The organism is Sporosarcina sp. FSL K6-3457, from assembly GCF_038007285.1.
GTDB lineage: Bacteria > Bacillota > Bacilli > Bacillales_A > Planococcaceae > Sporosarcina.
The window spans coordinates 2,154,613-2,177,840 of sequence record NZ_JBBOWX010000001.1 but is presented as its reverse complement, the minus strand read 5'-3'; the positions used below and the strand labels follow the sequence as shown (position 1 = coordinate 2,177,840).

Here is a 23,228-nt window from a genome sequence, read left to right as displayed (position 1 = left end):
AAAACTCTGCTAGCAAAATTATTAAACTAAACTGATGCGTAAGTTGAATAGCAAATAAACCTGTTTCTTGACAGCCCTATTCTGCTAAAGAACCTTTTATTCTTTACTGGAAATAACATTTAAAATAATTAAATATACTTTTTCATTATTAAATTCACCAACGTTTACTAATTGGTGAATTTCGACTTTTTCCCCTTCATTTAAACTTACTGTGTTTAAGACATTATCTAGTGACTTTGCAAAAGAAAAATTCTCGTGAACTCTCGCAATTGTCCATTCAATAACTATTTGATTATTTATCCTCAACTAAATTCACCTCTTTTCATGTGTCTTGTAAAAGTAAGCGAAACATCATTAGGTAACTTATTCTATAATTCATACTAAAATCCCTTCATCAAGTAATAGTTGATGGATAGTGGCTTCTTAGGGAGCTCTTTTTCTTCGCACATGTTAGTTGAAGAAGATTTATGGTTAATTCCCATTGCTAATAGTAATAGAAAACCTGCAGCAAAAACAAATATATTCCCTATTTAGCCGACAAGTAATTTTTGGAATTTTATTTTGAAGGAATCAGTCAAAGAACATTGGTTCAGGCACTCTGATGTCGTTCAGTGCGCCATTTCGCTATTAGGGAAAAAAATAAACTGCCAAAATCCTTTTATATAAGAACTTTGGCAGTTTTAAGGGTTAGATTAATGTAGAGGATTCCCATTTTACCCTCTCCTAAAATTTAAAAACAGTAAGGATGGTGAGTAACTTCAAGTGTACCATCTCTTAGTACACGATGGTAATATGAATTTCCATAATCAGACATGTTCATACTAATAACTCTACCTGTATACTGCTTAATATAGTATGTGATATATGAGTTATCTTCTTGTTTTACGGTATACTTTTCGTCCGGCAAGGCAATTGTTGAGCTCCTTAAATCCTTTACATCTACATCTTTTGCATATCTGCTTCTACTACAAGACGAAGCTGCACCGGATTCATACTTATGTCTATCAAAGGAATGCTGGTTTGCGAATTGTGAACTTGTGCTTCCACCGTTTAATTTATATTTTGCTTGAGGAAGAGATAGAATTTTGAAAGATGATGAATCCTTTTGCTCAATAGAAGTTTTAATAGCATCTATCTCTTCAGTCAAAGAAGTATTTTTTTCTTTTACTAAAGAAATATTGCCAGACTCTTCATTGACAGTAACGATTAACTCTACACTTCTACTAATCCCATCTTTGTCATTCCAATGATATATAATTTCGTTATCCCCACTTTTAAAAGTATCAGCTATCATATTTAACCTATATAAGTTAATTTTATTCTGTAGTTTTGTTTCACTATAGGTTTCTGATGCATAAGTACTTGAAAAGCCCGTAAACATTAAAACTATCGATAAAAACATTAAAAATATTATTCTAATTTTCATAACAATTCACTTCCCTTTCATTTTTGTATTAATAGTTTTAGGTTCTATCGGCTACGTTTTTATTCACCCCCACTTATACATTTCCGCATCAAGAAAGTTAGTATATAAATAGTGTAATATTCCAATAATGGAGACGTCAAATTAATTCATATATTTCTCTAGTTACTCGAACCTTGAATATTCAATTAAATAATTCTAGTTTGTGCTAGAGCAGTACAGCCTCATGGTTTATATTAAATATTAAAGTACCCCAATATGGATTGTGCTGAAACTTATGAGGTTATTTATTCCAACAATTTTCGTTTGCAACTAATATTTCAACCGATTTCACGAATCTGAAACATGATTCGATATATTTTTTGTTAGATAAAATTAAATTTAGGTTTATGCGATCAATGCAGTTTTAATATTGAATGTTTATATTAAATGTTCTCAACTCCCCCGTTGTTGAACAAATTTGCTGTTCTTATATTTTTAGTGTTAAATCTTTTTCTATCCAGTATTTATTTAATTTACAACGGGAAAACGGTTAGTTGTTTTGACTATCCTCACTGGAAATGGAATATCTAGCTTTTCTGAAGGAACTCCAACCATTATTATCCTAGCACTATTATTCATATTAATATCTTTAAGAACAATTGGCACCATCACTTTAGATTTAGGAGGTACGAGTACTTGTTGTAATTCCAAAGATTCATATTCAGAAATCAATTTTAAGTGTGCTTTTAACTCAAAATCATGTTGATTTTCTATAGTTAAAAAATAATTGTCTTTATTTATAGATTCAACCTCTTTAGTTAAATTAGAATCTACATACATTTGCATTACTATCGAAGTTTCATTTTCTATATCTTGTATTTTCTGTACTTTAATATATATATCTTGAATAGTAGATACTCCTTTACTCATATTATTGACTTTAAGTAATAGATAGTTTGCCGCAACTGTTTTTTGAGTTTTATATATCTCCAGAGGATCACTAACTTTATCGTTAAGCACCTTTTCACTTATTATATAAATAACCTGCTCACCTGATGGTAAATTTGATATAGTGAAAGGAACTTTTTTAGTTCCTTCTTTTGGTACATCAATAATATGGTAAGAGCCCACTGAACCGTTAATTTCTATTTTTACAGGATTATTATTATTTTCTAAATATGCATACACTGCTATCCGTTCTTCTTTTAATGTTGAGTGTTTATACAAGATATTCCCTTTTATAGCTCCTTTTTCGTTTGTTATGTGCAAATTTTTAGTCCTGTCTCCAATAAATTCATTGTTTAGCTGGATTTCAACCGTTCGTGATTCTGATGTTTTTTTACTTTGGATATCCTTAGAATGTTCTATTTCCTTTGAAGTTTGTTGAATTGATTTCTCATTATTGGCATTTGAGTTAAATATAATAGACCACTTTCTTTCATCAATTACGAATAGGAAGATCGAAATTATTGCAACCATAATAGCGAGTAACAAGATTTTTTTTTTACCATCTACAACTTCCTTAATATATTATTTATGCGATAAATTTACTTCAAAGTTATTTCTTCGATTGTATGAGTACTACTTGACATCGTACCTACTTGTACTTGATGAATGCTTTCAGCGATATATTTATCCCCAGATTCACCTTTAGTTCCACTTTTTGTTGTAACAGAGGCAAAACCGTCTTGTTTACCCCAGACGGTGGTACTATCTTCGTCCAATCTTTGAAAAACTGTATTACCTTTTGGTAGTCTTAATAGTGTCCCCACAACAGAGAAGAATACAACTAATTTCCCATTACTAACAGATGTAGCATGTGTCCCCCACCATCCCTGGCTATCTCTGTTTAAATACGTATGTCCTTCGCCAAAAGCTAAGTATTTTATATCTAGTGTAGAAATCTCTTCTGGATTAGTCAAATCAATTTTAACTTTTGATGGAAGATCCTTAACATCATTGTAATTATAATCCATCCAAACTTCTCCTTCTCCTTTAATCTCTTGGGCATTTGTAAGACTTGCAGGCGTTATTGCAAGTGTTGAAGCAAATAATACACTAGCCATTAATAAATGTTTTAACTTCATAATATTACCTCCCTCTATAAATGATGATGTATCAACGGTTTGAGCTGTTGATATACAAGTGTTGCCAGGCTCCTTTAGGGACTCATCGGTCAATCGAAATAAATAATACCAATTTCTACAATATACCGTTCCTACTGGCAGATGTCTTATTATACTGACTAGAGCGGTGAATCATTGAATAATAGCTACTACTTTTAAACCCTTAAGTATTTTATTTTTCTACTCCAAAACAATCTCTCCTTCCCTTATTCTGATTATTTTTTGTAGGTACTCTTATTCTTAATCCTTGGGACAACTCTATTATACCCCTGGGTGAATATCCTGTATATTATGAAATAATACTATATAAACAATCTTTTCCACCTACTTAATTGCAGCGAAAATCAGCAATCTTTGTCAAAACGCAAAGATTTTAAGTAAATGGAGAAATTAGCTTACTTTCTCTTAAGCTAGATGATCCTTATATCAAAATCTTTTTTCAAGTTAAAAATAGGCAGAAGATACTTTACTATTTCCCTAAGAACCTAGAGCTGTTGTTAGTACATTATCATCTAACTTAAAAAGCCTGCCCAACAATCTCGTTTGATTGTTAGGCAGGCACTTTTTCTCTAATTCAGAACTCTCATTTTCACTTTCTTAACACCCCATTGCATCGCACGATCATAAGACGGGATGAATACATCGATTTTATGCCCTTTAATAGCCCCGCCTGTATCACCAGCAATTGCCTCCCCATAACCTTCCACCCATACTTTTGTTCCAAGCGGGATCACCCTCGGATCGACTGCGATTACCTTACGATTGGGATTCGCACGTAGGTCAATACCATAGGCTGTCGTACCTGAACATCCTTCACAATAAGCTGTATAGGCTGTAGCTGTTACCAATAACTCTTCCCCCTCACTAGCAGATGGAGGTGGCGTTGAAACAACTACTTGCGAAGCAGAAACGGGTACAACAGCTTTCAGTATTTCAACTGGCGGCACCCCATCACCTCCACTGACAATCAATTCATCTCCGGGGTGAATCAAAGACCCCGTCAAGCCATTCAAGGCCATAAGAGACGTCAAAGAAATAGCGTGATTTCGGGCAATCCTGTACAAATTATCTCCTTGGTTAACCGTGTACACTTCTGGCTCTGGTTGTAATTCGACAGGAGCATCTGCCACAAGATAATCCCGAAAAGGCACTGCACTTTCTTGTGAACCAGTGTAATCTGGAAGGTAATTTAAAATCGTGTACTCTTCCCCTTGTATAACAGATGCCTGTGTGACGGAATAAGTGGAGCCTACAAAAATTATAGCTAGCAAAAATATCTTTATTATCTTCAACATAAAATCTCTCCTTTTAGCTATTTCGATCGCTTCTAATCTGCTATCGATAATTGGTTTGAAACAAGTATTGCCCCGAAACTGTGAAAAACAAACATTCGAAGTAAATAAAAAGATGCTCTATTGCCAAACAATGAAAATTTGTTTGGTAATAGAGCATCTTAAATTCGAAAAAAATTTCAATAAAATGCAAAATAATTCTTGATAATGGAATACACTTTGCTTTATTATAAAAAAATAGTATGTAAGCTTTCATACTAAATGGTAACTAAGGAGCTAACTACTGCAATCAAAAAAATTGAAGATTATATGAAAATGTAGCAAAAAATCTATTAGCTTCGAAGTTTTTTAACGGTTATCTGTGCATTAAATCGGGTAAAGGTTGTTAATGAAGTGGAAACTGCGATTGGAAGCGAAAAAAGTAAAGGGGATGCTTATTTTGAAAAAAGCATATAAAACGGAAGTTCTCTTCACCGCTACCCAACAACAAAAAGTGAATCAAACAATCGGGGTTTGTCGATATGTCTACAACCTTTACTTGGAAACTGCACAGAAGCATTACAAGGAAACAAAGAAACATCTGTCTGGTTATGACTTTTCAAAATGGCTGAACAATATCCATACAAAAGAAACCGATCAATGGATTAAAGATGTCCCCAGTAAAGCTGTGAAGCAAGCCATAATGAACGGTGATAAGGCTTTTCGGAACTTCTTTAAAGGATTGGCTAAATCTCCACGGTTTAAAAAGAAGAGAAATCAAGATGTAAAAGCTTATTTTCCGAAAAACAATGTAACTGATTTGACAGTGGAACGTCATCGTATTAAAGTTCCGACGATCGGCTGGGTTCTTTTGAAGGAATTTGGTTATATTCCAACGGATGCAAATGTTACTAGTTGCACATTGTCACAAAAAGCGGGTCGTTATTTTATTTCTGTTTTATGTGAAGTTGAAGAAGTGAAAGAAACCTATGTCCCAGAACATGATGGGATTGGCGTTGACTTAGGAATCGGTACTTTCGCGGTTTGTAGTCATCATGTTCAATTCGATAACATTAACAAAACCCAGCCAGTTATTAAATTAGAAAAAAGCTTGAAGCGACAACAGCGGAAACTGAGTCGCAGTTACGAACAAAATAAAAACCGAAAGAGAGGTGAATTCTGCGCTAAAAACAGGCAGAAACAACTCCTAGTTGTTCAAAAGCTGCACGCTAGACTAGCGAACATCCGACAAGAATATATTCGGTATGTGGTGAGTGTGTTGGTGAAAACCAAACCAACGTATCTTACGATTGAAGATTTAAATGTCAAAGGCATGATGAAAAATCGGCACTTATCTAAAGCGGTTGCACAGCAATGTTTTTCTGCTTTTCGAGAAATGTTAACAGATAAATGTCTCGAGAAGGGTATCGAACTTCGATTGGTGGATATGTGGTATCCATCCTCCAAGCTTTGTTCAACTTGTGGTGTCAAAAAGACAACACTAAGTCTTTCTGAACGGACATTTGCCTGTGACAATTGCGATACGGTTCTTGACCGAGATGTGAATGCCAGTTTAAATTTGAAATACGCAAAAGAATACACGGTTATCACACAACGATAACGTGTATACGTAGGGTGGGCTACATCCGAATTTACGCCTGTGGAGTGCTAAACCAACTGTAGTAGCGGGCAAGTGGCAAGGTAGGGTACGAAGAAGCAGGAAATTGTCTAGCGTAGAGAAATTAATACATTTTTCTATGTTTTTTAGTAGCAGAGTGGCATGATGAGGAATTACACCAAAGAAGACATTCGGAAATTTGTAGAGGACGACAATGTAAATTTTGTTCGCCTACAATTTACGGATATTTTAGGAATGATAAAAAACGTAGAGATTCCCATTAGCCAGCTCGAAAAGGCACTAGATAATAAAATGATGTTTGACGGCTCTTCTATCGAAGGATTTGTTCGAATTGAAGAATCAGATATGTACCTCATACCAGATCTGAATACATGGATGGTATTCCCTTGGCCTTCGGGAAAAGGAAAAGTTGCACGGCTCATCTGTGATGTCTCACTTGCCAACGGATTACCATTTGCAGGTGATCCTCGTGGTAATTTAAAACGTGTATTGAAGGAAATGAAGGAGCTTGGGTTCACAGACTTCAATCTCGGACCAGAACCAGAATTCTTCCTGTTCAAGCTCGATGACAATAAGCAACCTACAATGGAATTGAACGACAACGGCGGTTATTTCGATCTATCACCGATGGATCTCGGAGAAAACTGTCGACGTGATATCGTCCTGGAGCTCGAGGAAATGGGCTTTGAGGTTGAAGCCTCTCATCATGAGTGCGCACCTGGACAGCATGAAATTGACTTTAAATACGCAGACGTTCTCACGGCCTGTGACAACATCCAAACGTTTAAACTCGTCGTCAAAACCATTGCACGTAAACACGGCTTGCACGCAACATTCATGCCTAAACCAATTTTCGGTGTCAATGGCTCAGGTATGCATTGCAATGTATCCCTGTTTACAGATGGTGAAAATGCTTTTGTTGACGAAGCAGGTGAACTGAAGCTGAGTCAAACCGCTTATCAATTCATGGCTGGTATTCTCGAACATGTTCCTGGTTTTACAGCTGTGACAAATCCGACCGTTAACTCATACAAACGGCTCGTCCCGGGCTACGAGGCACCCTGCTATATCGCTTGGTCCGCTCAAAACCGTAGCCCACTCATTCGGATTCCAGCATCTCGGGGGATTAGCACACGTATTGAAGTTCGTTCCGTTGACTCCGCTGCGAATCCTTATCTTGCAATGGCCGCAATCCTAAAAGCAGGACTAGACGGCATCAAACGTAAACTAACACCACCAAAACCGATTGACCGCAATATTTACGAGATGAAGCCTTCCGAGCTAAAAGAACTCGGCATCGGAACTTTGCCAACGGATCTTGACCACGCACTCATCGCACTCAGCAAAGATGACGTCATTCAAGAGGCACTTGGCAAACACATCTTTGAAAACTTTATGGAAGAAAAGAAAGTGGAATGGGAAAGTTATCGAATTACTGTACACCCGTGGGAAGTTGAACATTATATGAAGATGTATTAATGAAAAATGAAATGAAAGAAGCTAGGTTCTCAGATTATGCAGAACCTAGCTTCTTACGTTTTATTCAATAGAGTATTCATTAATAATCATAATGCTTTCTTGTCACCACAATTAGCAATATCGCTGGCACTGTACACACAATCATCCCTAAAAACGCAAGCCCCGGAGAAATTTCGTATAAAAATCCCCCTACTAACGTTAAAATAGCAGTGCTCAAACTCAATGCAAAAGCTGAATAAACGCCTTGCGCATTTGGAATTTGTTGCTTGGGTAAATTTTTAGTTATATAAAGAATAAATGCATAATGTGCAACTCCAAACGATAGTGCATGCAAGCTTTGCGAGAACATAAACATCCACACATTTGGGAACAAATACACAAGTATCCAACGTAGAGTCGATCCCGCTGCCGCTAGCAATAATAGCGACGAGGGCTTCCATTTCTTAAACAGGTGATCAGCCTTCGCAAAGTAAAGAATTTCAAAAATAATTGCAATATTAATAATCAGCCCAATATAATAGTTCTTGATATGTAAATTCTGCAAATAAATATAACCATAATTATAATAAGATGCATGTGCACCTTGCAGTAACACAACGACAAGCAATACGATTGGAAAGCTTTTAACTTGCCATAAGCTACGCATCGTTAGTGACTCTTTACGTTCTCCAATTGTCGGCTTCACTAACAGTACAGCTGGTGTCGGTAAAAAGTGGATGAATAGTATGAAACAAAGTCCTGCTATCATACTCCATAAAATCGCCTGTTCTCCAAAATAACCCGTTACGACACTCACGATAAGCACTGAAATAACAAAGCCTAGTGAACCATAAGAACGACTTTTCCCGTAATTCACATCACCTTGCTGTACCAATGCACTCGCCGTGCTTTCGACAGCAGGAAGTAAAGCCGGATAAACAGCACTAAATAGAATGGTTACAACGAAAAGCGTATTAAATGACGAAATAGGAATATAAAGCAGCGTCGCCACAAGTGAACAAACTGTCAAAACAAGAATAACCGTTTGGCTACTCCAATATTTAGATACAAATGGGAAGGCAAACAGCGTCGACGCACCACGCGCCAATAAGCCAAATCCCATGATTAGACTAGCTTCTGCCACACTTAATCCTTTTGCCTGCACAAGCCATCCTGTCCAATAGGGCAAAAATACTCCCCAGGTTAAAAAAAACACCAAGAAATTCCGTGAAAGCCAACGTTGATTGTTCAATTTCCATTCCCCCTATTTGTTGCATCATAGCATGCATATACAGACATTACTATGAGATATTCATCAATCTGCCTATCCATTAGCTAATTTACATCAACAAAAAAGCCATCTTTTCTATAATTGAAAAGATGACTTTTAATGGTATGAACAACATAAACTTTATGAAATTGCCGATTCCAATAATACTTCCAAATCTTGTTTAGAGAAATGGTAGTTTTCATTACAAAAATGACAGTTTGCGTCGGCTTGCCCGTCCGTCTGAATCATGTCTTGAATCTCGGCGCCACCTAAACTAATAATGGCATTGGTAATCCTCTCCTCAGAGCACTGGCATTGAAACTGAACGGGAATTGTCTCTAGAAACTTCACATTTCCAGCCCCTAATACTTGTTCGAGTATTTGTTCAGGCGTCATTCCCTGCTCCACCATTGAAGAAATAGGCGTGATGTCTTTCAAACGTTCTTCAATCAGTTGGATGGTCTTATCATCTGTTCCAGGCATTAGTTGAATGATAAAGCCACCCGCCGCTTGAATCGTTTGGTCCGGATTGACTAAAACACCTACTCCTACAGAGGAGGGCACTTGCTCCGAGTTCACAATATACGCTGTGAAATCCTCGCCTAACTCACCTGATACAAGAGGAACATATCCAACAAAAGGCTGTTGTAAGCCAATATCCTTCGATACTGTCAGCATGCCATCTGTTCCAACGGCTCTTTTCACATCTAGTTTACCTTGATCATTTAAATCAAAATGAGTTTGAGGATTTGTCACATAGCCCCTCACTTCTCCTTTAGTGTTTGCATCGACTAAAATCGTTCCGATTGGACCACCACCAGCAATTTTTATCGATAGTTTTTCCTCGCCCTTCAGCATAGCGCCTAGTATTACGCCGGCTGTCATTGAACGCCCAAGCGCCGCGGATGCAGTTGGCCAAGTTTGATGGCGACGCTCCGCTTCTCCGACAGTTTCTGTTGTGATTGCCGCATAGGCACGCACCTGATTGTTATAAGCAGTTGCTTTTACTAAATAATCCTTCATTTCCATACTTCCTCTCTTTCCTAAAGCAATTCCTGTGCTAATAAGCGATAGACATTCAAACGTTTCTCTTGTGAATGAGGAATGCTGCAAATCATTGCTTCGTCAAATCCATATTGTTGTTGCTCTTGTTGTAATCGCGCTGCAATTTCTTTTGCAGATCCCACTAAGTGGATTTTACGGCTATCTTGAATCATCATGCGATCCATTTCCGTCAGCGGATAATCACGGGCTTCTTCAGGCGTCAAAACTTGCCCGACTTTGCCTTTCATAAACAGTAAACGCCAAATATCTTGTGGCGCTGCCTCAAACTCAGCTTCTTCTGTTGTTTCGGCCGTTGTCACCATATAAGAAACATTGATTTCTGGTTTCTCCATAAATGCTGAAGGCTGAAAGTTCTTCTTATAAGCCTCCAAAATTGATTCGGATAGCTGGCCATTAAAAAATTGTGCAAAAGAATAACCAACGCCCATACGTCCTGCTTGAATGGCACTATTTCCACTCGAACCTAATAACCAGGCTTCAGGTAAAACAACGTGGGATGGTGTTGCGATTGTTTTATTGTAAAGACGATTGTCTGGTACTTCATCATTGATCAATTGCAGAGCTATATCGAATTTTTCATACATATTGTTGACCATCGGAGGACGCCCTTCGGATAGAGCATAGATGGAATCATTATCCCCGCCTGGCGCTCGACCTACACCAAAATCAATTCTACCTGGTGAAAAGGCGCTCAGTGTTTTAAATACTTCAGCCAGTTTTAGTGGTGAATAATGCATCATCATTGTGCCACCAGTACCGATATGAATTTGTTTCGTTCTGGCGGCTAGATGCGCCGCTGTCACCTCAGGAGCTGAACTTGCGAAGGTATCTGTTCCATGATGCTCCGCCATCCACATTCGTCGGTAGCCTAATTCATCTGTCAAAATAGCTAGCTCTTCTGCTTTTTTCAAAGCACCCACTGCATTATTGCCCTTTGTTACCGGTGCCTGATCCAGAACACTTAACCTCATAGCGTTAACTTCCTCTCCTGCTGTACTTTGTCAGGTGTCACGTCATTACCAAGTGGGTCCAGTACAGTTATGCCAGACACGGTATTGAGTACCTGTCCGCGAATTTCACGTAAGTAATCTTGTTGTAACACTGTTTGTTCAACCATTTCAGCATTTGTTAAACCTTCTTCTCGCTGTTTTTTCGCTAATTCATTAATGCGATCTAGACCTTTTATCATCTATATGCCACTTCTTTCATCGTGTATTTGTAGGAAAATGAGGTACCACATATTCTCCTAATTCTTGAATTACTTCTGTTGCCGGGCGCATACCGTTTTTCAAACCAAAAATGACGTGATTAACGCCAGCATCCTGGTAAGCATGTAAATAATCAATTAAAAACTTATAACCCGATCTAAACCCACCCGTTATCGGTTTAGGTGCTTCATTTGGATTCTCTGATAAGTCGATTGCCAAAGCTTGCGCAAATGGTTTGAATCCACCAGCTGCCTCTCGCCATTTTTTCACAAGTTCACGCTGTTCCTTGACCCCTTGGGAATAAAATAACCAACCATCTGTATGCTTCGCTAGCCATTCAATCGTTTGGCCAGAATACCCTGTACCAAAAATCGGAATGTCCGATAACATTGGTTTTGGAACGACATCACCTTGTAGCATGTCAACGTGCTCTGTCTGAATTTGCGGAAATGATTCTTGCCAGACTTTTTTCATTACCACTATGGACTCTCTAAATAACGCTGCTTTTTCGTTAACATCCACTTTAAATACTGGGAATTCAATAGGCCTGTCACCAGTTGCAACACCTAACAACAATCGCTGTTTAGATATTGTGTCCAGTGAGGCAGCTGACTTGGCCACGTGTAGCGGGTGGCGTAATGTCGTCACAATACTCGAAGTACCAAGTGCAATTCGGTCCGTATGTGCTGCTACGTAAGTAAGAAACACCCATGGGTCGTATAGAGCTCCAACATCACCAAAATTCGAATCATAAAGCGGGGAATCTCTAACAAACAGAGAGGCGAATCCTAAACTTTCCGCATTTTTCGCCAGTAACATTTGCTCATCCAAATCCATCCTCGGGAAGCTTCCTTCATACGACTCCAAAGGAAAGGCTAGCCCAAGTGTTAATATATTGTCTTTAAATGTTTGTGCAAAACCATGATGTAATTGAAATTTGTCCATATAGTGATTCTCCTATTTTCTTATAAAACCATTCTTTCTTTTACCCATTCCTTTAAGCCTTCCACTTTTTCAGGAAAACGATTCCTTGTTTCAGCAGATAGCGATGCCATTGTTTCACGCTTCAAAACCGTTTTCCAAGTCGATTCAGCTTCATCCATTAAATCGGTCAACAAACAGCATTCTTCTTCTTTTTCCAGTTCAAGCATGTCATCGAAGATACCACTTGGAGAATAAAGGGATTGTTGACCTTCTATGGCAAGATAAACATCGTACACTCGAATCTCTTCAGGTTTTTTCTTTAATTTAAAACCGCCCTTGACGCCTGCAACAGAGGTAATTAGGTCTGCACTTACTAGCTTTCTCAATAGTTTTTGAAAGTAAGTCGGTGAGGTTCCCAACTGTTGGCTTATTGCTTCTCCTGGCAATACCGCTCGATCTGGCAACATATTCAGAATCAGAATGGCGTAGACAGATTGTTCAACACCGGTTTTCATCTGCATGATACCTAGCCCCTTTTTTAAAAAGATGTTTTTTGACACTTCTCATTCTCAACTAACTCGGATATTCATTATCCACGTTAGTTTAACTTGTCGAAATCTAAAAGTAAAACGTTTTGTCTTATTTATTCGCAGTCAGCAAATTCCTCCACTCTGATTCTTTAATACATACAAAAATCCCCTCGCTAAAACTTCACGAAGGGATTGACTGAACTTATTTACTTGTGTCTTATACAGTAGCTGGTTGAGCAGCCAATGCTTTTGCAACTTCAGCTACTTTTTCAAGGCCTTGTGCAACGATTTGTTCTGCTTGATCTGGCATTGCATTATGTCCTTCAATGATGACCTCTTCAACAGACATACCGAATACGCCGCCAAATACATTACGCATATATGTAGCTGACATTTCCATCGGTGCCATTTCAGGTGTTGAGTATACCCCACCACGTGCATTAAGAAGGATTGCTTTTTTCTCTGTCATTAAGCTAATCATTTGACCTTCTTCGCTATATTTAAATGCATATCCTGCTTGATATACATAGTCAACAAATGTTTGTAATGGTGCTGGAATTGTTAAGTTCCACAATGGGAATGCGAAAACAACTACATCAGCAGCTGTTAAAGCGTCCATCGCTTTTTGTTTAGCTGCAACAAGACGTTGCTCAAGGTCAGATAGTTGTTCACCGTTTTGCATTTTGCCAAATGCGTTGAACAAGTCTTGTCCGAAATAAGGCATGTCTTCTGAGAATACGTCAAACGTTGTAATATTAAGATCTTTTGCATCCTTGATATTTTCCATAAATGTTTCATACATTTTGCTTGAGATTGCCTCTGAAGCTGGGCGGTTATTTGCTTTTACGACTAAAATATTCATTACTTGTATTCCTCCAAATGTTTTATCTTTGAGTCCACTTGTTTACTCTGGCTCATAAGAAATGATTCTAGCATAGTCAATAGCTTGAAATCAAACATTTAATTTTCCGTAACTTTTTAACTGCATCTTTTAACAGTTAGCAGAATCCAGATTGTTTTAGAATCAGCTAACATTGGATATAATTTATAGAGAGAGAATGAAGTTAAATTCGTAGACTTACTACTAATATACGAGGAGGATTTGTGATGCGTGTTCTAATTGAATGGACTTACAAAACACCGAGGGGTACTGAAACTATTTTTCGCTCTGAAGAAATGCCAGCAGCGAAGGCTTTGCTATTTGCGGAAGATATCGAACGAACCGGACGTATCAAAAGTATTCTATTTACAGATCAACTCGACACGATATGGACAGTTAAAGAGATGAGAAAGTATTTGAAAGAAATTGAAACGGAGCCACATAACATTACAGTCTATTTCGACGGTGGCTTCGACCGTGAGACGAAGAAATCGGGAATGGGCTGCGTCATTTACTATGACCAGAACGGCAAGTCTTACAGACTACGGCGCAATGCTCCTTCTGTCGAACTTACATCTAATAACGAAGCTGAATATGCAGCCCTATATCTCTGTCTACAGGAGCTTGAGCTGTTGAATGTCCATCATCTGCCCGTCCGATTTATTGGCGATTCACAGGTCGTTATCAACCAATTAAGCGAGGAATGGCCGACACTTGAAAATAATCTATCGAGGTGGGCAGACCGAATTGAAGCAAAACTAAAAGACCTCACTATCCAAGCAACATACGAACTAGTGGGACGAAAAAGAAACGCAGAAGCAGATCGATTAGCGACACAAGCTCTGCACGATATTTCTATTACAGCAACGAGTGAAATCGTAGCGGATTAGTTCCCATTAGATCAATTATGCCTGGACGTAATTGCGTCCTCCGGCTTTATCTGGATTCAGCCGGGGGTTGAATTCAGATAAAAATTGACACAGCACTATAGACCAATAACAACGCCATCACGACATTAAATTGCTGCCTATATTTCGCTAAGAACTTTTGAAAGATAGAACCAAAAAGGCTCCAACTACCAGTACTCAGAATACCGACGAAACCTAAAAATAACGACAGCAGTAGTAAACTACTATGTGAGCTATAGTATGGAAGAATGAACGTCGCAACGACCGTAATGCCATATAAAACACCCTTCGGATTGACAAATTGCAGTAGCATCCCAGCCAAAAAGCTATTATATTTGCCTCCATCATTCCCATTACCACCGGCAGTACTCGTTAGTATTTTGTAAGCCAGATACAGCATATAACCTGCGCCTAACATCATCATCGGCAATTCAATCTTAGGAATGACATTATGAAGCACAAGGTTAAAATAGCTTGATAAAATCATGATAACAAAGAAACCCGCACCTACACCTAGACAGAAACGAAGTGTCTTCTTAAATCCATACTGATTCGCAAATAACATCGCCATAATATTATTCGGACCTGGTGTAAAACTCATCACAAACACATATACCAAAAATGAGACCACTGGCATAATAGACCTTCCCCCTATCCGATATGTTATACTGTCTAAATTAGACGATATAACGTTTTCTTTTTATTGTACAATTCAGACGTTATATTGTACAGAAGAAATTGAGGTGTCTGCATGCAGGAAATTCATCTTGTAATCGCAAAAAATTTAAAAATGCTAAGAGAAAGTAAAAAGTTAAGTCTTGAAAAGGTGGCCGAACTAACGGGAGTTAGCAAAACGATGATTGGTCAAATCGAGCGTGGCGAATCAGCGCCAACGATTACAACCATCTGGAAAATAGCCAATGGACTGAAGATTTCTTTCACTGTACTCATCAATCAGCCGCAGCCAGATACAATTGTTGTGTCCAAAAGTAACATTCAAGTCTTATCCGAAGATGATGGAAAATATCGGGTCTATCCACATTTCCCATTCGAAGATAGCAAACGTTTTGAGATCTATTCAGTGGAGATTGATCCAGGTGGATTTCTAAGCGCGGATGCGCATATGGCAGGAACTGAGGAGTTGTTAACGATTTTTGACGGAGAGCTAACGATTCGCGTCAATGATGAAGAATATACCGTGAGAAGTGGTGATTCCATTCGCTTCAAGGCTGATAGGCCCCATAGTTATGAGAATTCCGGGGACATCATGACACGGTTGAGTATGGTTTTGTATTATCCAAACTAAAAAAGGGCCATTCCCTAAGTCGCAAATCATCGACTTTTGGATGGCCTCTTTTAATAATACAGTTATTAGCAATGGATATTGAAGTTAGAACAACTCCTTGTATCCGTTAGAAGAAATTAGCAGCAAAATTTTATCCTCTTCCTGAATTGCTTGTTTTTTGATTAAATACTTTAATGCACCTACTACTAATGAAGATGAACGTTCAGCATAAATACCGTGTTTCCCCAAATGTTTTTGCTCAGTCTCTGCTTGATGGCTCGGAATAACTACTACTTCTCCGTTTGATTCCTGAATCGCCTTAAGAGCTTGATATGTAACAGTTATCCCTCCTACAGAAGGAGTATATGTAGAATCTCCGATAAAAGAATCGACGTATGGTTGTCCCTCAAGCACCTTTTTTAATCTTGGAAACGGTTCGACTGCAATCAATCTCGGTAACGAGTGGATCATTCCAGCATCGAATACTTCTTTAAAACCTTCCCAAATCCCCCATAATAGATCTCCCCTTGAACAGGGTACAATAATAATATTCGGGATTTCTTCAGAGTCTTCTATAATTTCATAAGCGATTGTCTTATATCCTTGAACGCCAAATGGATTTGATCCAACAGGAGGATTGATAAAATTGGTCGCTGGATACCATATTCCATTTTCAACATTTCCCTTCATTAATTCCCAACGTTTCATCGCTTCTTTCGTATAGACAATTGTGGCCCCTGTTTTTTCAATAGCCTGCTTCCAGATAGGATTCATGCTCTCTGTCGTAAGGACAATGCATTCAACATCTCCTGCTGCAGCATAAGCAGCTATTGAAGCCCCCGCATTTCCACTGGATGCCACAGCAACAGATTCCATTCCAATTGATTTTGCCCGCGCGATAATCAATGGACTCATTCGGTCTTTATGCGACCCAGTAGGATTTTGGCCTTCATTTTTAATCCAAAGATTTTTAAGACCCAGTTCTTCACATAAATTTTTCACTTGAATCATCGGTGTATTACCTTCGCCAATTGTTGGAAAGTCTTTGTACGGCAGCATATTGACGTACCTCTTCAAACCGACTTCATTTTGTTCTATCTTAAAATCCTGATATTTAAATGAAATGCTCGTCGGCTCTCCTTTATCAAAACAAGATGGACATCCTATAAAATAATCATTCACTTCATAATGGGTTGAGCATTTAATACATACCATAGTATTTATACGTTCGTTAAGTTTATACAAATATATCCCTACCTTTAGTTCAATAATCCAATTAATATAAATCAACGAAATCAGGAGAATTAAGACCTGTTTTCTTAAACCAAGTCACTATTACAATAACCTATCACATATTTTAAGAATCGGACAGTCTTATCCATTCGCTGCTCATCAGAAGCGAAACTATCTCTCTTCACACCTTTCCGAATATCTATCGCTTCCTGTATAATAGGATGCCATTCCGCCGGTATATGCAGCAAAGCGTATTCACCAGCACCCAGTTTTGAAATGATAGCGTGCTCCTTTAGCGTATAGTATTGGCGTAAAATGCCAAGAACGGACCATTCGATTTCAACATCAATTTCCTCGGTTGTAAATTGAAGCATGTTCTCCATAGCTTGTTCGATTTTTTCAATCCGGCCTGCCCAGTACGTCTTCATATTTTCCACTACATATTCAACCAGATGCTGTGGTTCGATTTCAAAATTGAGCACAGTTGGTTGTGGACCAATCATGCTAATCCCATGCTTTTTCAATATCCACCACGTAATGGCGTTAAAATAAGCACCGTAACTCAATTGACCGCCATTATAGTAAAGATAATTGTTATCATCCGCTTCTAATTTACCAATGTCCGCCCACATCATATAGACGCCATCCATCTCCGGCCTTGGATAAGTACTTACTATTGCGCTATGGATTTCAGCTAATATCTCGGCCTCTCCTTCTGACAAACGACGATTGATAATGGCAATAAAATCAATATCACTTGAATCTTCCACATAAGCATCCAATGCAATAGAGCCTTGTAAATAGAAGCCTTCAAGCGTATTTGGTAAAAGCGCATGGAACAAGGTAATATATTCGTCTAATACGATTTTCACATTAACTGGTAGTTCAAGCATTAAATTCTCCCCCACTACTTCTGATGTCTTACATAAACTATATCTCCATATCGTAAACTTAAGGGTAGTTCAGTGATTCGTCTTCAATACATTTAATATAAAGTTCTATTTATAATGTGTATAATCGTTCATATCCCCAGCCTCATTAAGTATAAAACTCATTTTTAATTCTTCATATTCTCGCCTTAACTTTTCGGATGAATTAAGCTTATCTCGGAATAAAATTAGATTGTTCCACTTTTCTCCTTTGTAATTTACCAAATGAATAATATGCGTTTTGATGTCAAATGTCTCGGCATTATCGAATCTAGCTATCACGATTTCGTCTTCCAGCACTACACGAAGACGATAAAAACTAATCTCTTGCAAGCTTTAAATAATGCCAGCAGGAACATTTGTTATATCTTCTACTCCAACGGCAAAGCCAATCATCGGTTTTGCTTTAATACCATTGATGGATGTACTACCTATATGCTCAATACAATCCATGTCTATACCAGTTGCCTTATGGATTTCTTTTTGCGTTTTCTTAAATTCATCGATCCATCCCTCTTGTGATTCAACTAATTTTATTTCCCCTCTCTTCAACCCTAAAATCATCATATCAACCCCTTCAAATGAACAATATATATGTTATTATTACTGAAAACTGGACTTTTAAATAGACTTATATTTATAAATTGTCTGTGTTATACTAATTGCAGGAAAAATTGAGATAAATAGTTAACAGTAATAGGTTTGGTTGAGTAGTACAAAACATTAAATATAAAAGAGTACAGCATCTAGTTCCTGACTCAGATTATTTGTTAAGAGATAATAGACGATCCTCAAAATGGTATGGGCGACTGAAATACTAGGCAGTAAAAATATCTTGAGGGAGGGTAAATGGAATGAGTAACATTATCTTGTTACAGCATTGTCAATCAGAACATCATATAAATAATATGTCAGGTGGATGGACAGATTCTCCTTTAACTGAAGTAGGTAGAAAACAAGCAGAAATTGTAGGCGGTAAATTAAAAGAACTTATAGATAATAACGTTTATACCTTGTATTCATCTGACTTATTGAGAGCATCACAAACAGCAGAGATAGTTGGAACACAATTAGGTTTAAATGTCATTCAAGATAAAGGACTACGTGAAATTAAATACTGGCGTTGCAGCAGGAAAAACAAAGGACTGGGTAAAAACAAATAAAAATCCTCGAATCAGAAGTGGATTTGATTTAGATTATCAGGAATTTCAAGATGGTGAGAGCTGGCGAGAATTTTATAGTCGGGTTTGCGATTGTATGCAAAGGGTATATGAGTCAGAAAAGGATAAAAACCTGTTGATTGTCACACATGGAGGAACTTTGGGTTACATACTTGCTTGGTGGATGAAATTCGAGGCAAAAATGATAGTTAATGCATACTTTTCCTCGTCAGTAGGGGGTATTACAGTTCTTAGTCAAAATAGTTTTCAGCAAAATGTTGTAAATAAATTTAATGATACATCCCATTTTGATTTATTAAGCTAATGTATGTGTCAATTTGGTTGTTAAACAAAGTACGAGTTGTATGTAAACATTGATGGCCGGCATTTTAAAGACCGCTAATTCACATACGAATTGGCAGTCTATTTCGTCCTTTTTTGTAATTAGTACCACTCAGCTGAACGGGTTATGTTAACAGATAATTTTTTTGTAACGCCAGCAAGTCCTCATTTAGCTTTCAGACTAAAAAGAATCAGTATGATTCCTGCAAACAGACAAATCATTCTAGCCAATGAAATCTTTTCAGCAAGGCCAAATAATGCTACCCCTGTCGTAATAATTAAAACAACAGGACCTACTAATGCTAGTAGCGTATTGATATAAAGGGCCTTTTCTAAATCGATGAACCTCCCGCCACTTAAAACGATTCGTTTTTGGAGTGGGGGTTTCCTACAACATCGGCAACAGCGTTCCAACAAGAAAAGTGGGTGACACTTCTCTTTTGTAATGAATCACAGGAATCACTTTCGTCAACTACGGTAGGCAACAACTTATCTAGAGATAAGCAGGGTCGGAACTGACCATCTACTACTTCTTACCATTAGGCAATCCGTAGATACTTTGTTTGTTTCAAACTGAAATCCAGTTCTCTAATTTTCCCATAAAATGTTTTGGCGAAGAAATTGGCTGCCCCGTGAATGTCACGATGGTTGGAGTAGCCGCATGGGCATTTGTACAATCTCGAAGATATTTTGCGTCTCTTCGTACAGCAAGGACATTGCTGCGTAGTAAAACTTTCATCGTGTTTATCAATTTTAACACTTTCTACTTCTAGTTTGTACGTCAAATAGGCGTATACTTTACCGAAAGACCAATTCGATAGTTTTTGGTTCGTCGTTCGACGCCGAACCTTTTTCTTTTTACGGCGAGAAGTATTGCGTTGCACGCCATCTACATCACCAAATGCCACTTCTTTCACTTCATTTTCAACGCACCAGTCAACAAATTGTTTTGTGGTTTTATGAAGCCCATCTTGGAGCTGTCTTTCACTTTTAGTTAACACATATTGTTTCGCTCGGTTATACTTTTTCCACTGCTGAGAGCCTTTTGTACACTTGCTCATTTTCCGTTGTAGTTCAGCAAGTTTTTTATTGCGCAGTCGATGAATCGAGCGGAGTTTACGACCAGTCAGGATGACATTTTCACCATTTTCAGCCACTGCCGCAATAGTATGCACTTCGCCAACATCGATAGCTGCTCGATTTTCAAAGGTATGTTCTTTGACTGTTTGACCGTTTTCGTAAGCGATGGATAACATAAGCTGCTTATCGAAAATTAATTCAATTTCTTTAATTTGGCCTACTGGAAAATTTTTCACCCAAACAACAAGAGGAGCCTGTCTTTTTCCCTCAAAATTACCCATGGATAATTCGATTTTGCCGTTCCCAAACACCTTGAAACCATTGTTCACCCATTTTGTATTGAAATGCTTTTTCTGTTTATAGGGATATTTAGTTGCATAACCTGCTTTTTTGGCTTGATGTGCCGCATCCCGGGCAAATAAATATTTATGGCAAACAGCTTGTACTGATTGGGAATGAATCGGATAGATCCCTTTTGTACTTTTTTGCAATTCACTTTTTGTGACCCATTTACCCGTTTTCAGATGGTGCTCTTTCGCGAGTTCCAAACAGCGATTCCATACTTCCCCAGAAACTTGATTACACTGAAATAATCGGTCAATCGTTTCCTTATTCGCCCGAAAAGATGTTTTAAGACAACGAATCATATTCATCCCCCCAACCCCGTGTAACTGATTATTCTTACAACCAATTATACCATAGATTGAAACGGATGTTCTATATGAATTTGTATCAAGTGAAAGCATTCATCTCCTACCTACGCTTTGCTTTGCGTTGAGGAAGGAGATGAATGCCTTGAGAGGTTAAATTTATACATCAGCATGGCGGCGGTGATATCTACACTTCCTGAAAAAATCCTCAATATAATTATGATAAAAAGAGCTTTTTCAACCAATAAAACCGACGTCCTCCCCTTGATGTTCTTTTATTACTAGTAAATTGTCCTTTCTAAACAGTTCCCATAGTGTATGTGAGATTTTCCAAATTTATTATAAATGGCTTGCGTACAGAGTATTATTCTCCCAATTTGAGTTAATGAAATATTTAAATTATAATTAGTAGCAATCCAAATGACTCTACTTCTGAGCAAGCATCATGTCTGATAGTTGAAATATTCAATGGAAGAAAGAGGTTGACTAGCTATGGATGAACACATGAAATCGAAAAAAGCCCACTGGAACGACAGTCATCGCCTATGGCCTTTGCCACATTTACCGTGGACTATGAAGCAGACTTGGAACGATCTTTTGTTTGCTCATTACCCCATCAAACTCAAAGTCTTACAAACGCTCGTGCCTGATGCTCTGCCCTTGGATTCATTTAACGGCATGGGCTGGATTGGTGTAATTCCGTTTCATATAACGGACATTCGACTGCGTGGCCTACCCCCTATTCCTGGAACTAACCGATTTCCTGAGCTCAACGTTCGGACGTATGTAACACTCGATGGCAAACCTGGAGTTTATTTCTTTAGTCTGGACGCTGACAACCGGCTTGCTGCCGAGGTGGCCAAACTGTTCTATCACTTGCCCTATGTGAATGCTGACATGATGGTGAAACAGAATGGGTCAATAATTGATTATAAGAGCAGGAGAAGAAGTAGTAATGATGCCAAATTGGTGTGTAGTTATAGACCAATTTCAGAGCCATTTCACGCAACTAAAGGGTCTTTCAATGAATGGATGGCCGAGCGCTATTGCTTATATACGCTAAACACTAAAGGTGTGCCTCTTCGCTGCGATATTCTGCATCCCCCCTGGCTACTGCAGCACGCGGAGGCTGAATTTAGCGAGAACACGATGCTGTCTAAGCAAGGCATTCAGATTGAAAGTGACCAGCCTATCTTACACTTTTCAAAAAAGATAGAGGTTCGTATGTGGCCTTTGGTTCGTGCTTTAGATTGATTAAGCGTTTTACGAAGACATTTTCAGCAACAAGTAATCATTTCACGAATTTAAAATAGGGCTGTTCCATACGCCGAATTTCCTACGACGTATAGAACAGCCCTTCACCTAAAATATATCCTACCCTTACGCACACAAATCAATAAGCAATATCAATCTCCATTTCTCGCAACCATCGATCTACCGCTTCTTTTGGATAGTAGATTGTATCCCCTATTCTCAAATAAGGAAGTATACTATTTGTTATACCATCCCCAGTTGGTACAGGTCCCAATTTTTCAACATCTGCTTCACTCAAACCTAAGTAGCTAGCCAACTCCGTCATTGTAAACATATGTGCTTGTGCAATCTCTTTTGGTGGTGTAGTCGTGATCACTAATTCTTTACCACTTACTGCATTTTCACGTATTCCTTCTGCTATTAGCCAACTTCCCAACACAACAGCAAATGCTAAACTAAAAATAGATAATGCGATTAGATTGTTCTTCATACTGTTTCCTCCCATAGTTCGCTAGTTTAATATAGCAAATAAATAGATACCATTAGCATAATAACAGATTTTTTCATTAATTAGGAAAGATAAAAATAAGCCTGCACCAAAGTTAACTCCT

General features: G+C 38.1%; 26 protein-coding genes and 1 pseudogene. 7 read left to right on the top strand and 20 right to left on the bottom strand.

The window, feature by feature from the left end:
* Positions 1-96: 96 nt before the first annotated feature.
* The 5 genes from N1I80_RS10320 to N1I80_RS10300 form a co-directional block, all read right to left on the bottom strand.
* Entirely contained in the window at positions 97-306 is a 210-nt protein-coding gene (locus N1I80_RS10320) for a hypothetical protein (protein ID WP_340737788.1), read from the bottom strand.
* Between the two features lie 424 nt (positions 307-730).
* Positions 731-1,426: a hypothetical protein gene (locus N1I80_RS10315; protein ID WP_340737787.1), complete on the bottom strand. Its 696-nt coding sequence runs from the start codon at positions 1,424-1,426 to the stop codon at positions 731-733.
* Positions 1,427-1,933: 507 nt separating this feature from the next.
* On the bottom strand, positions 1,934-2,899 hold the full coding sequence (locus tag N1I80_RS10310) for a hypothetical protein (RefSeq protein ID WP_340737786.1): 966 nt from the start codon (positions 2,897-2,899) through the stop codon (positions 1,934-1,936).
* 53 nt (positions 2,900-2,952) lie between these two features.
* Positions 2,953-3,492: a hypothetical protein gene (locus tag N1I80_RS10305; RefSeq protein WP_340737785.1), complete on the bottom strand. Its 540-nt coding sequence runs from the start codon at positions 3,490-3,492 to the stop codon at positions 2,953-2,955.
* A gap of 608 nt (positions 3,493-4,100) precedes the next feature.
* A complete protein-coding gene (locus N1I80_RS10300) occupies positions 4,101-4,826 on the bottom strand; it encodes a 3D domain-containing protein (RefSeq protein WP_340737784.1) in 726 nt (241 codons plus the stop codon).
* Positions 4,827-5,262: 436 nt separating this feature from the next.
* On the opposite strand from N1I80_RS10300, the gene N1I80_RS10295 reads away from it, so the two are divergent.
* Positions 5,263-6,423, top strand: coding sequence for an RNA-guided endonuclease InsQ/TnpB family protein (locus N1I80_RS10295; protein WP_340740020.1), 1,161 nt, complete (start codon positions 5,263-5,265; stop codon positions 6,421-6,423).
* 162 nt (positions 6,424-6,585) lie between these two features.
* Positions 6,586-7,920 carry a type I glutamate--ammonia ligase gene (glnA, locus tag N1I80_RS10290; protein WP_340737783.1) on the top strand — a complete coding sequence of 445 codons (1,335 nt, stop codon included), beginning with the start codon at positions 6,586-6,588 and terminating at the stop codon, positions 7,918-7,920.
* Positions 7,921-7,999: 79 nt separating this feature from the next.
* Here the strand turns inward: glnA and N1I80_RS10285 are convergent, their stop codons facing one another.
* The 7 genes from N1I80_RS10285 to N1I80_RS10255 form a co-directional block, all read right to left on the bottom strand.
* Complete coding sequence (locus N1I80_RS10285; protein ID WP_340737782.1) at positions 8,000-9,151, bottom strand: MFS transporter; 1,152 nt, start codon at positions 9,149-9,151, stop codon at positions 8,000-8,002.
* Positions 9,152-9,310: 159 nt separating this feature from the next.
* Positions 9,311-10,192 (bottom strand): Hsp33 family molecular chaperone HslO, encoded by an 882-nt coding sequence (gene hslO, locus N1I80_RS10280; RefSeq protein ID WP_340737781.1) that lies wholly within the window; start codon positions 10,190-10,192, stop codon positions 9,311-9,313.
* Between the two features lie 20 nt (positions 10,193-10,212).
* Positions 10,213-11,205: an MsnO8 family LLM class oxidoreductase gene (locus N1I80_RS10275; RefSeq protein ID WP_340737780.1), complete on the bottom strand. Its 993-nt coding sequence runs from the start codon at positions 11,203-11,205 to the stop codon at positions 10,213-10,215.
* Positions 11,202-11,423 (bottom strand): DUF896 domain-containing protein, encoded by a 222-nt coding sequence (locus N1I80_RS10270; RefSeq protein WP_340737779.1) that lies wholly within the window; start codon positions 11,421-11,423, stop codon positions 11,202-11,204. Before N1I80_RS10270 ends, N1I80_RS10275 begins: the two co-directional genes overlap by 4 nt.
* Before the next feature lie 16 nt (positions 11,424-11,439).
* On the bottom strand, positions 11,440-12,387 hold the full coding sequence (locus N1I80_RS10265; RefSeq protein ID WP_340737778.1) for an LLM class oxidoreductase: 948 nt from the start codon (positions 12,385-12,387) through the stop codon (positions 11,440-11,442).
* A 20-nt stretch (positions 12,388-12,407) separates the two neighbouring features.
* Complete coding sequence (locus N1I80_RS10260; protein WP_340737777.1) at positions 12,408-12,887, bottom strand: RrF2 family transcriptional regulator; 480 nt, start codon at positions 12,885-12,887, stop codon at positions 12,408-12,410.
* A 226-nt stretch (positions 12,888-13,113) separates the two neighbouring features.
* On the bottom strand, positions 13,114-13,758 hold the full coding sequence (locus N1I80_RS10255; protein ID WP_340737776.1) for an FMN-dependent NADH-azoreductase: 645 nt from the start codon (positions 13,756-13,758) through the stop codon (positions 13,114-13,116).
* Between the two features lie 245 nt (positions 13,759-14,003).
* On the opposite strand from N1I80_RS10255, the gene N1I80_RS10250 reads away from it, so the two are divergent.
* Positions 14,004-14,666: a ribonuclease H family protein gene (locus tag N1I80_RS10250; RefSeq protein WP_340737775.1), complete on the top strand. Its 663-nt coding sequence runs from the start codon at positions 14,004-14,006 to the stop codon at positions 14,664-14,666.
* 73 nt (positions 14,667-14,739) lie between these two features.
* Here the strand turns inward: N1I80_RS10250 and N1I80_RS10245 are convergent, their stop codons facing one another.
* Complete coding sequence (locus N1I80_RS10245; protein WP_340737774.1) at positions 14,740-15,321, bottom strand: LysE family transporter; 582 nt, start codon at positions 15,319-15,321, stop codon at positions 14,740-14,742.
* Positions 15,322-15,435: 114 nt separating this feature from the next.
* On the opposite strand from N1I80_RS10245, the gene N1I80_RS10240 reads away from it, so the two are divergent.
* On the top strand, positions 15,436-15,990 hold the full coding sequence (locus tag N1I80_RS10240) for a helix-turn-helix domain-containing protein (RefSeq protein WP_340737773.1): 555 nt from the start codon (positions 15,436-15,438) through the stop codon (positions 15,988-15,990).
* 84 nt (positions 15,991-16,074) lie between these two features.
* Here the strand turns inward: N1I80_RS10240 and N1I80_RS10235 are convergent, their stop codons facing one another.
* The 3 genes and pseudogenes from N1I80_RS10235 to N1I80_RS10225 form a co-directional block, all read right to left on the bottom strand.
* Positions 16,075-17,028: a pyridoxal-phosphate dependent enzyme gene (locus N1I80_RS10235; protein WP_340737772.1), complete on the bottom strand. Its 954-nt coding sequence runs from the start codon at positions 17,026-17,028 to the stop codon at positions 16,075-16,077.
* A gap of 260 nt (positions 17,029-17,288) precedes the next feature.
* Entirely contained in the window at positions 17,289-18,095 is an 807-nt protein-coding gene (locus tag N1I80_RS10230) for an aminoglycoside adenylyltransferase domain-containing protein (RefSeq protein ID WP_340737771.1), read from the bottom strand.
* Positions 18,096-18,200: 105 nt separating this feature from the next.
* Positions 18,201-18,695: pseudogene (locus tag N1I80_RS10225) on the bottom strand (GrpB family protein).
* A gap of 290 nt (positions 18,696-18,985) precedes the next feature.
* Here N1I80_RS10225 and N1I80_RS10220 point away from each other — a divergent pair.
* Positions 18,986-19,294 carry a histidine phosphatase family protein gene (locus tag N1I80_RS10220; protein WP_340737770.1) on the top strand — a complete coding sequence of 103 codons (309 nt, stop codon included), beginning with the start codon at positions 18,986-18,988 and terminating at the stop codon, positions 19,292-19,294.
* Positions 19,236-19,616, top strand: a complete 381-nt coding sequence (locus N1I80_RS10215; RefSeq protein WP_340737769.1) for a histidine phosphatase family protein — start codon at positions 19,236-19,238, stop codon at positions 19,614-19,616. The genes N1I80_RS10220 and N1I80_RS10215 overlap by 59 nt, the downstream gene beginning before the upstream one ends.
* 182 nt (positions 19,617-19,798) lie before the next feature.
* Here the strand turns inward: N1I80_RS10215 and N1I80_RS10210 are convergent, their stop codons facing one another.
* From N1I80_RS10210 to N1I80_RS23360, 3 genes are all read right to left on the bottom strand, one after another.
* Positions 19,799-19,999 carry a DUF2619 domain-containing protein gene (locus tag N1I80_RS10210; RefSeq protein WP_340740019.1) on the bottom strand — a complete coding sequence of 67 codons (201 nt, stop codon included), beginning with the start codon at positions 19,997-19,999 and terminating at the stop codon, positions 19,799-19,801.
* Between the two features lie 173 nt (positions 20,000-20,172).
* On the bottom strand, positions 20,173-21,360 hold the full coding sequence (locus N1I80_RS10205; protein ID WP_340737768.1) for an RNA-guided endonuclease InsQ/TnpB family protein: 1,188 nt from the start codon (positions 21,358-21,360) through the stop codon (positions 20,173-20,175).
* A 110-nt stretch (positions 21,361-21,470) separates the two neighbouring features.
* On the bottom strand, positions 21,471-21,608 hold the full coding sequence (locus tag N1I80_RS23360; RefSeq protein WP_445683646.1) for a DUF2619 domain-containing protein: 138 nt from the start codon (positions 21,606-21,608) through the stop codon (positions 21,471-21,473).
* 247 nt (positions 21,609-21,855) lie between these two features.
* Between N1I80_RS23360 and N1I80_RS10200 the strand changes: the two genes are divergently transcribed.
* Complete coding sequence (locus N1I80_RS10200; RefSeq protein ID WP_445683645.1) at positions 21,856-22,617, top strand: YqjF family protein; 762 nt, start codon at positions 21,856-21,858, stop codon at positions 22,615-22,617.
* Between the two features lie 139 nt (positions 22,618-22,756).
* Here N1I80_RS10200 and N1I80_RS10195 read toward each other — a convergent pair whose 3' ends face one another.
* Entirely contained in the window at positions 22,757-23,107 is a 351-nt protein-coding gene (locus N1I80_RS10195; protein ID WP_340737767.1) for a helix-turn-helix domain-containing protein, read from the bottom strand.
* Between the last annotated feature and the right edge of the window lie 121 nt (positions 23,108-23,228).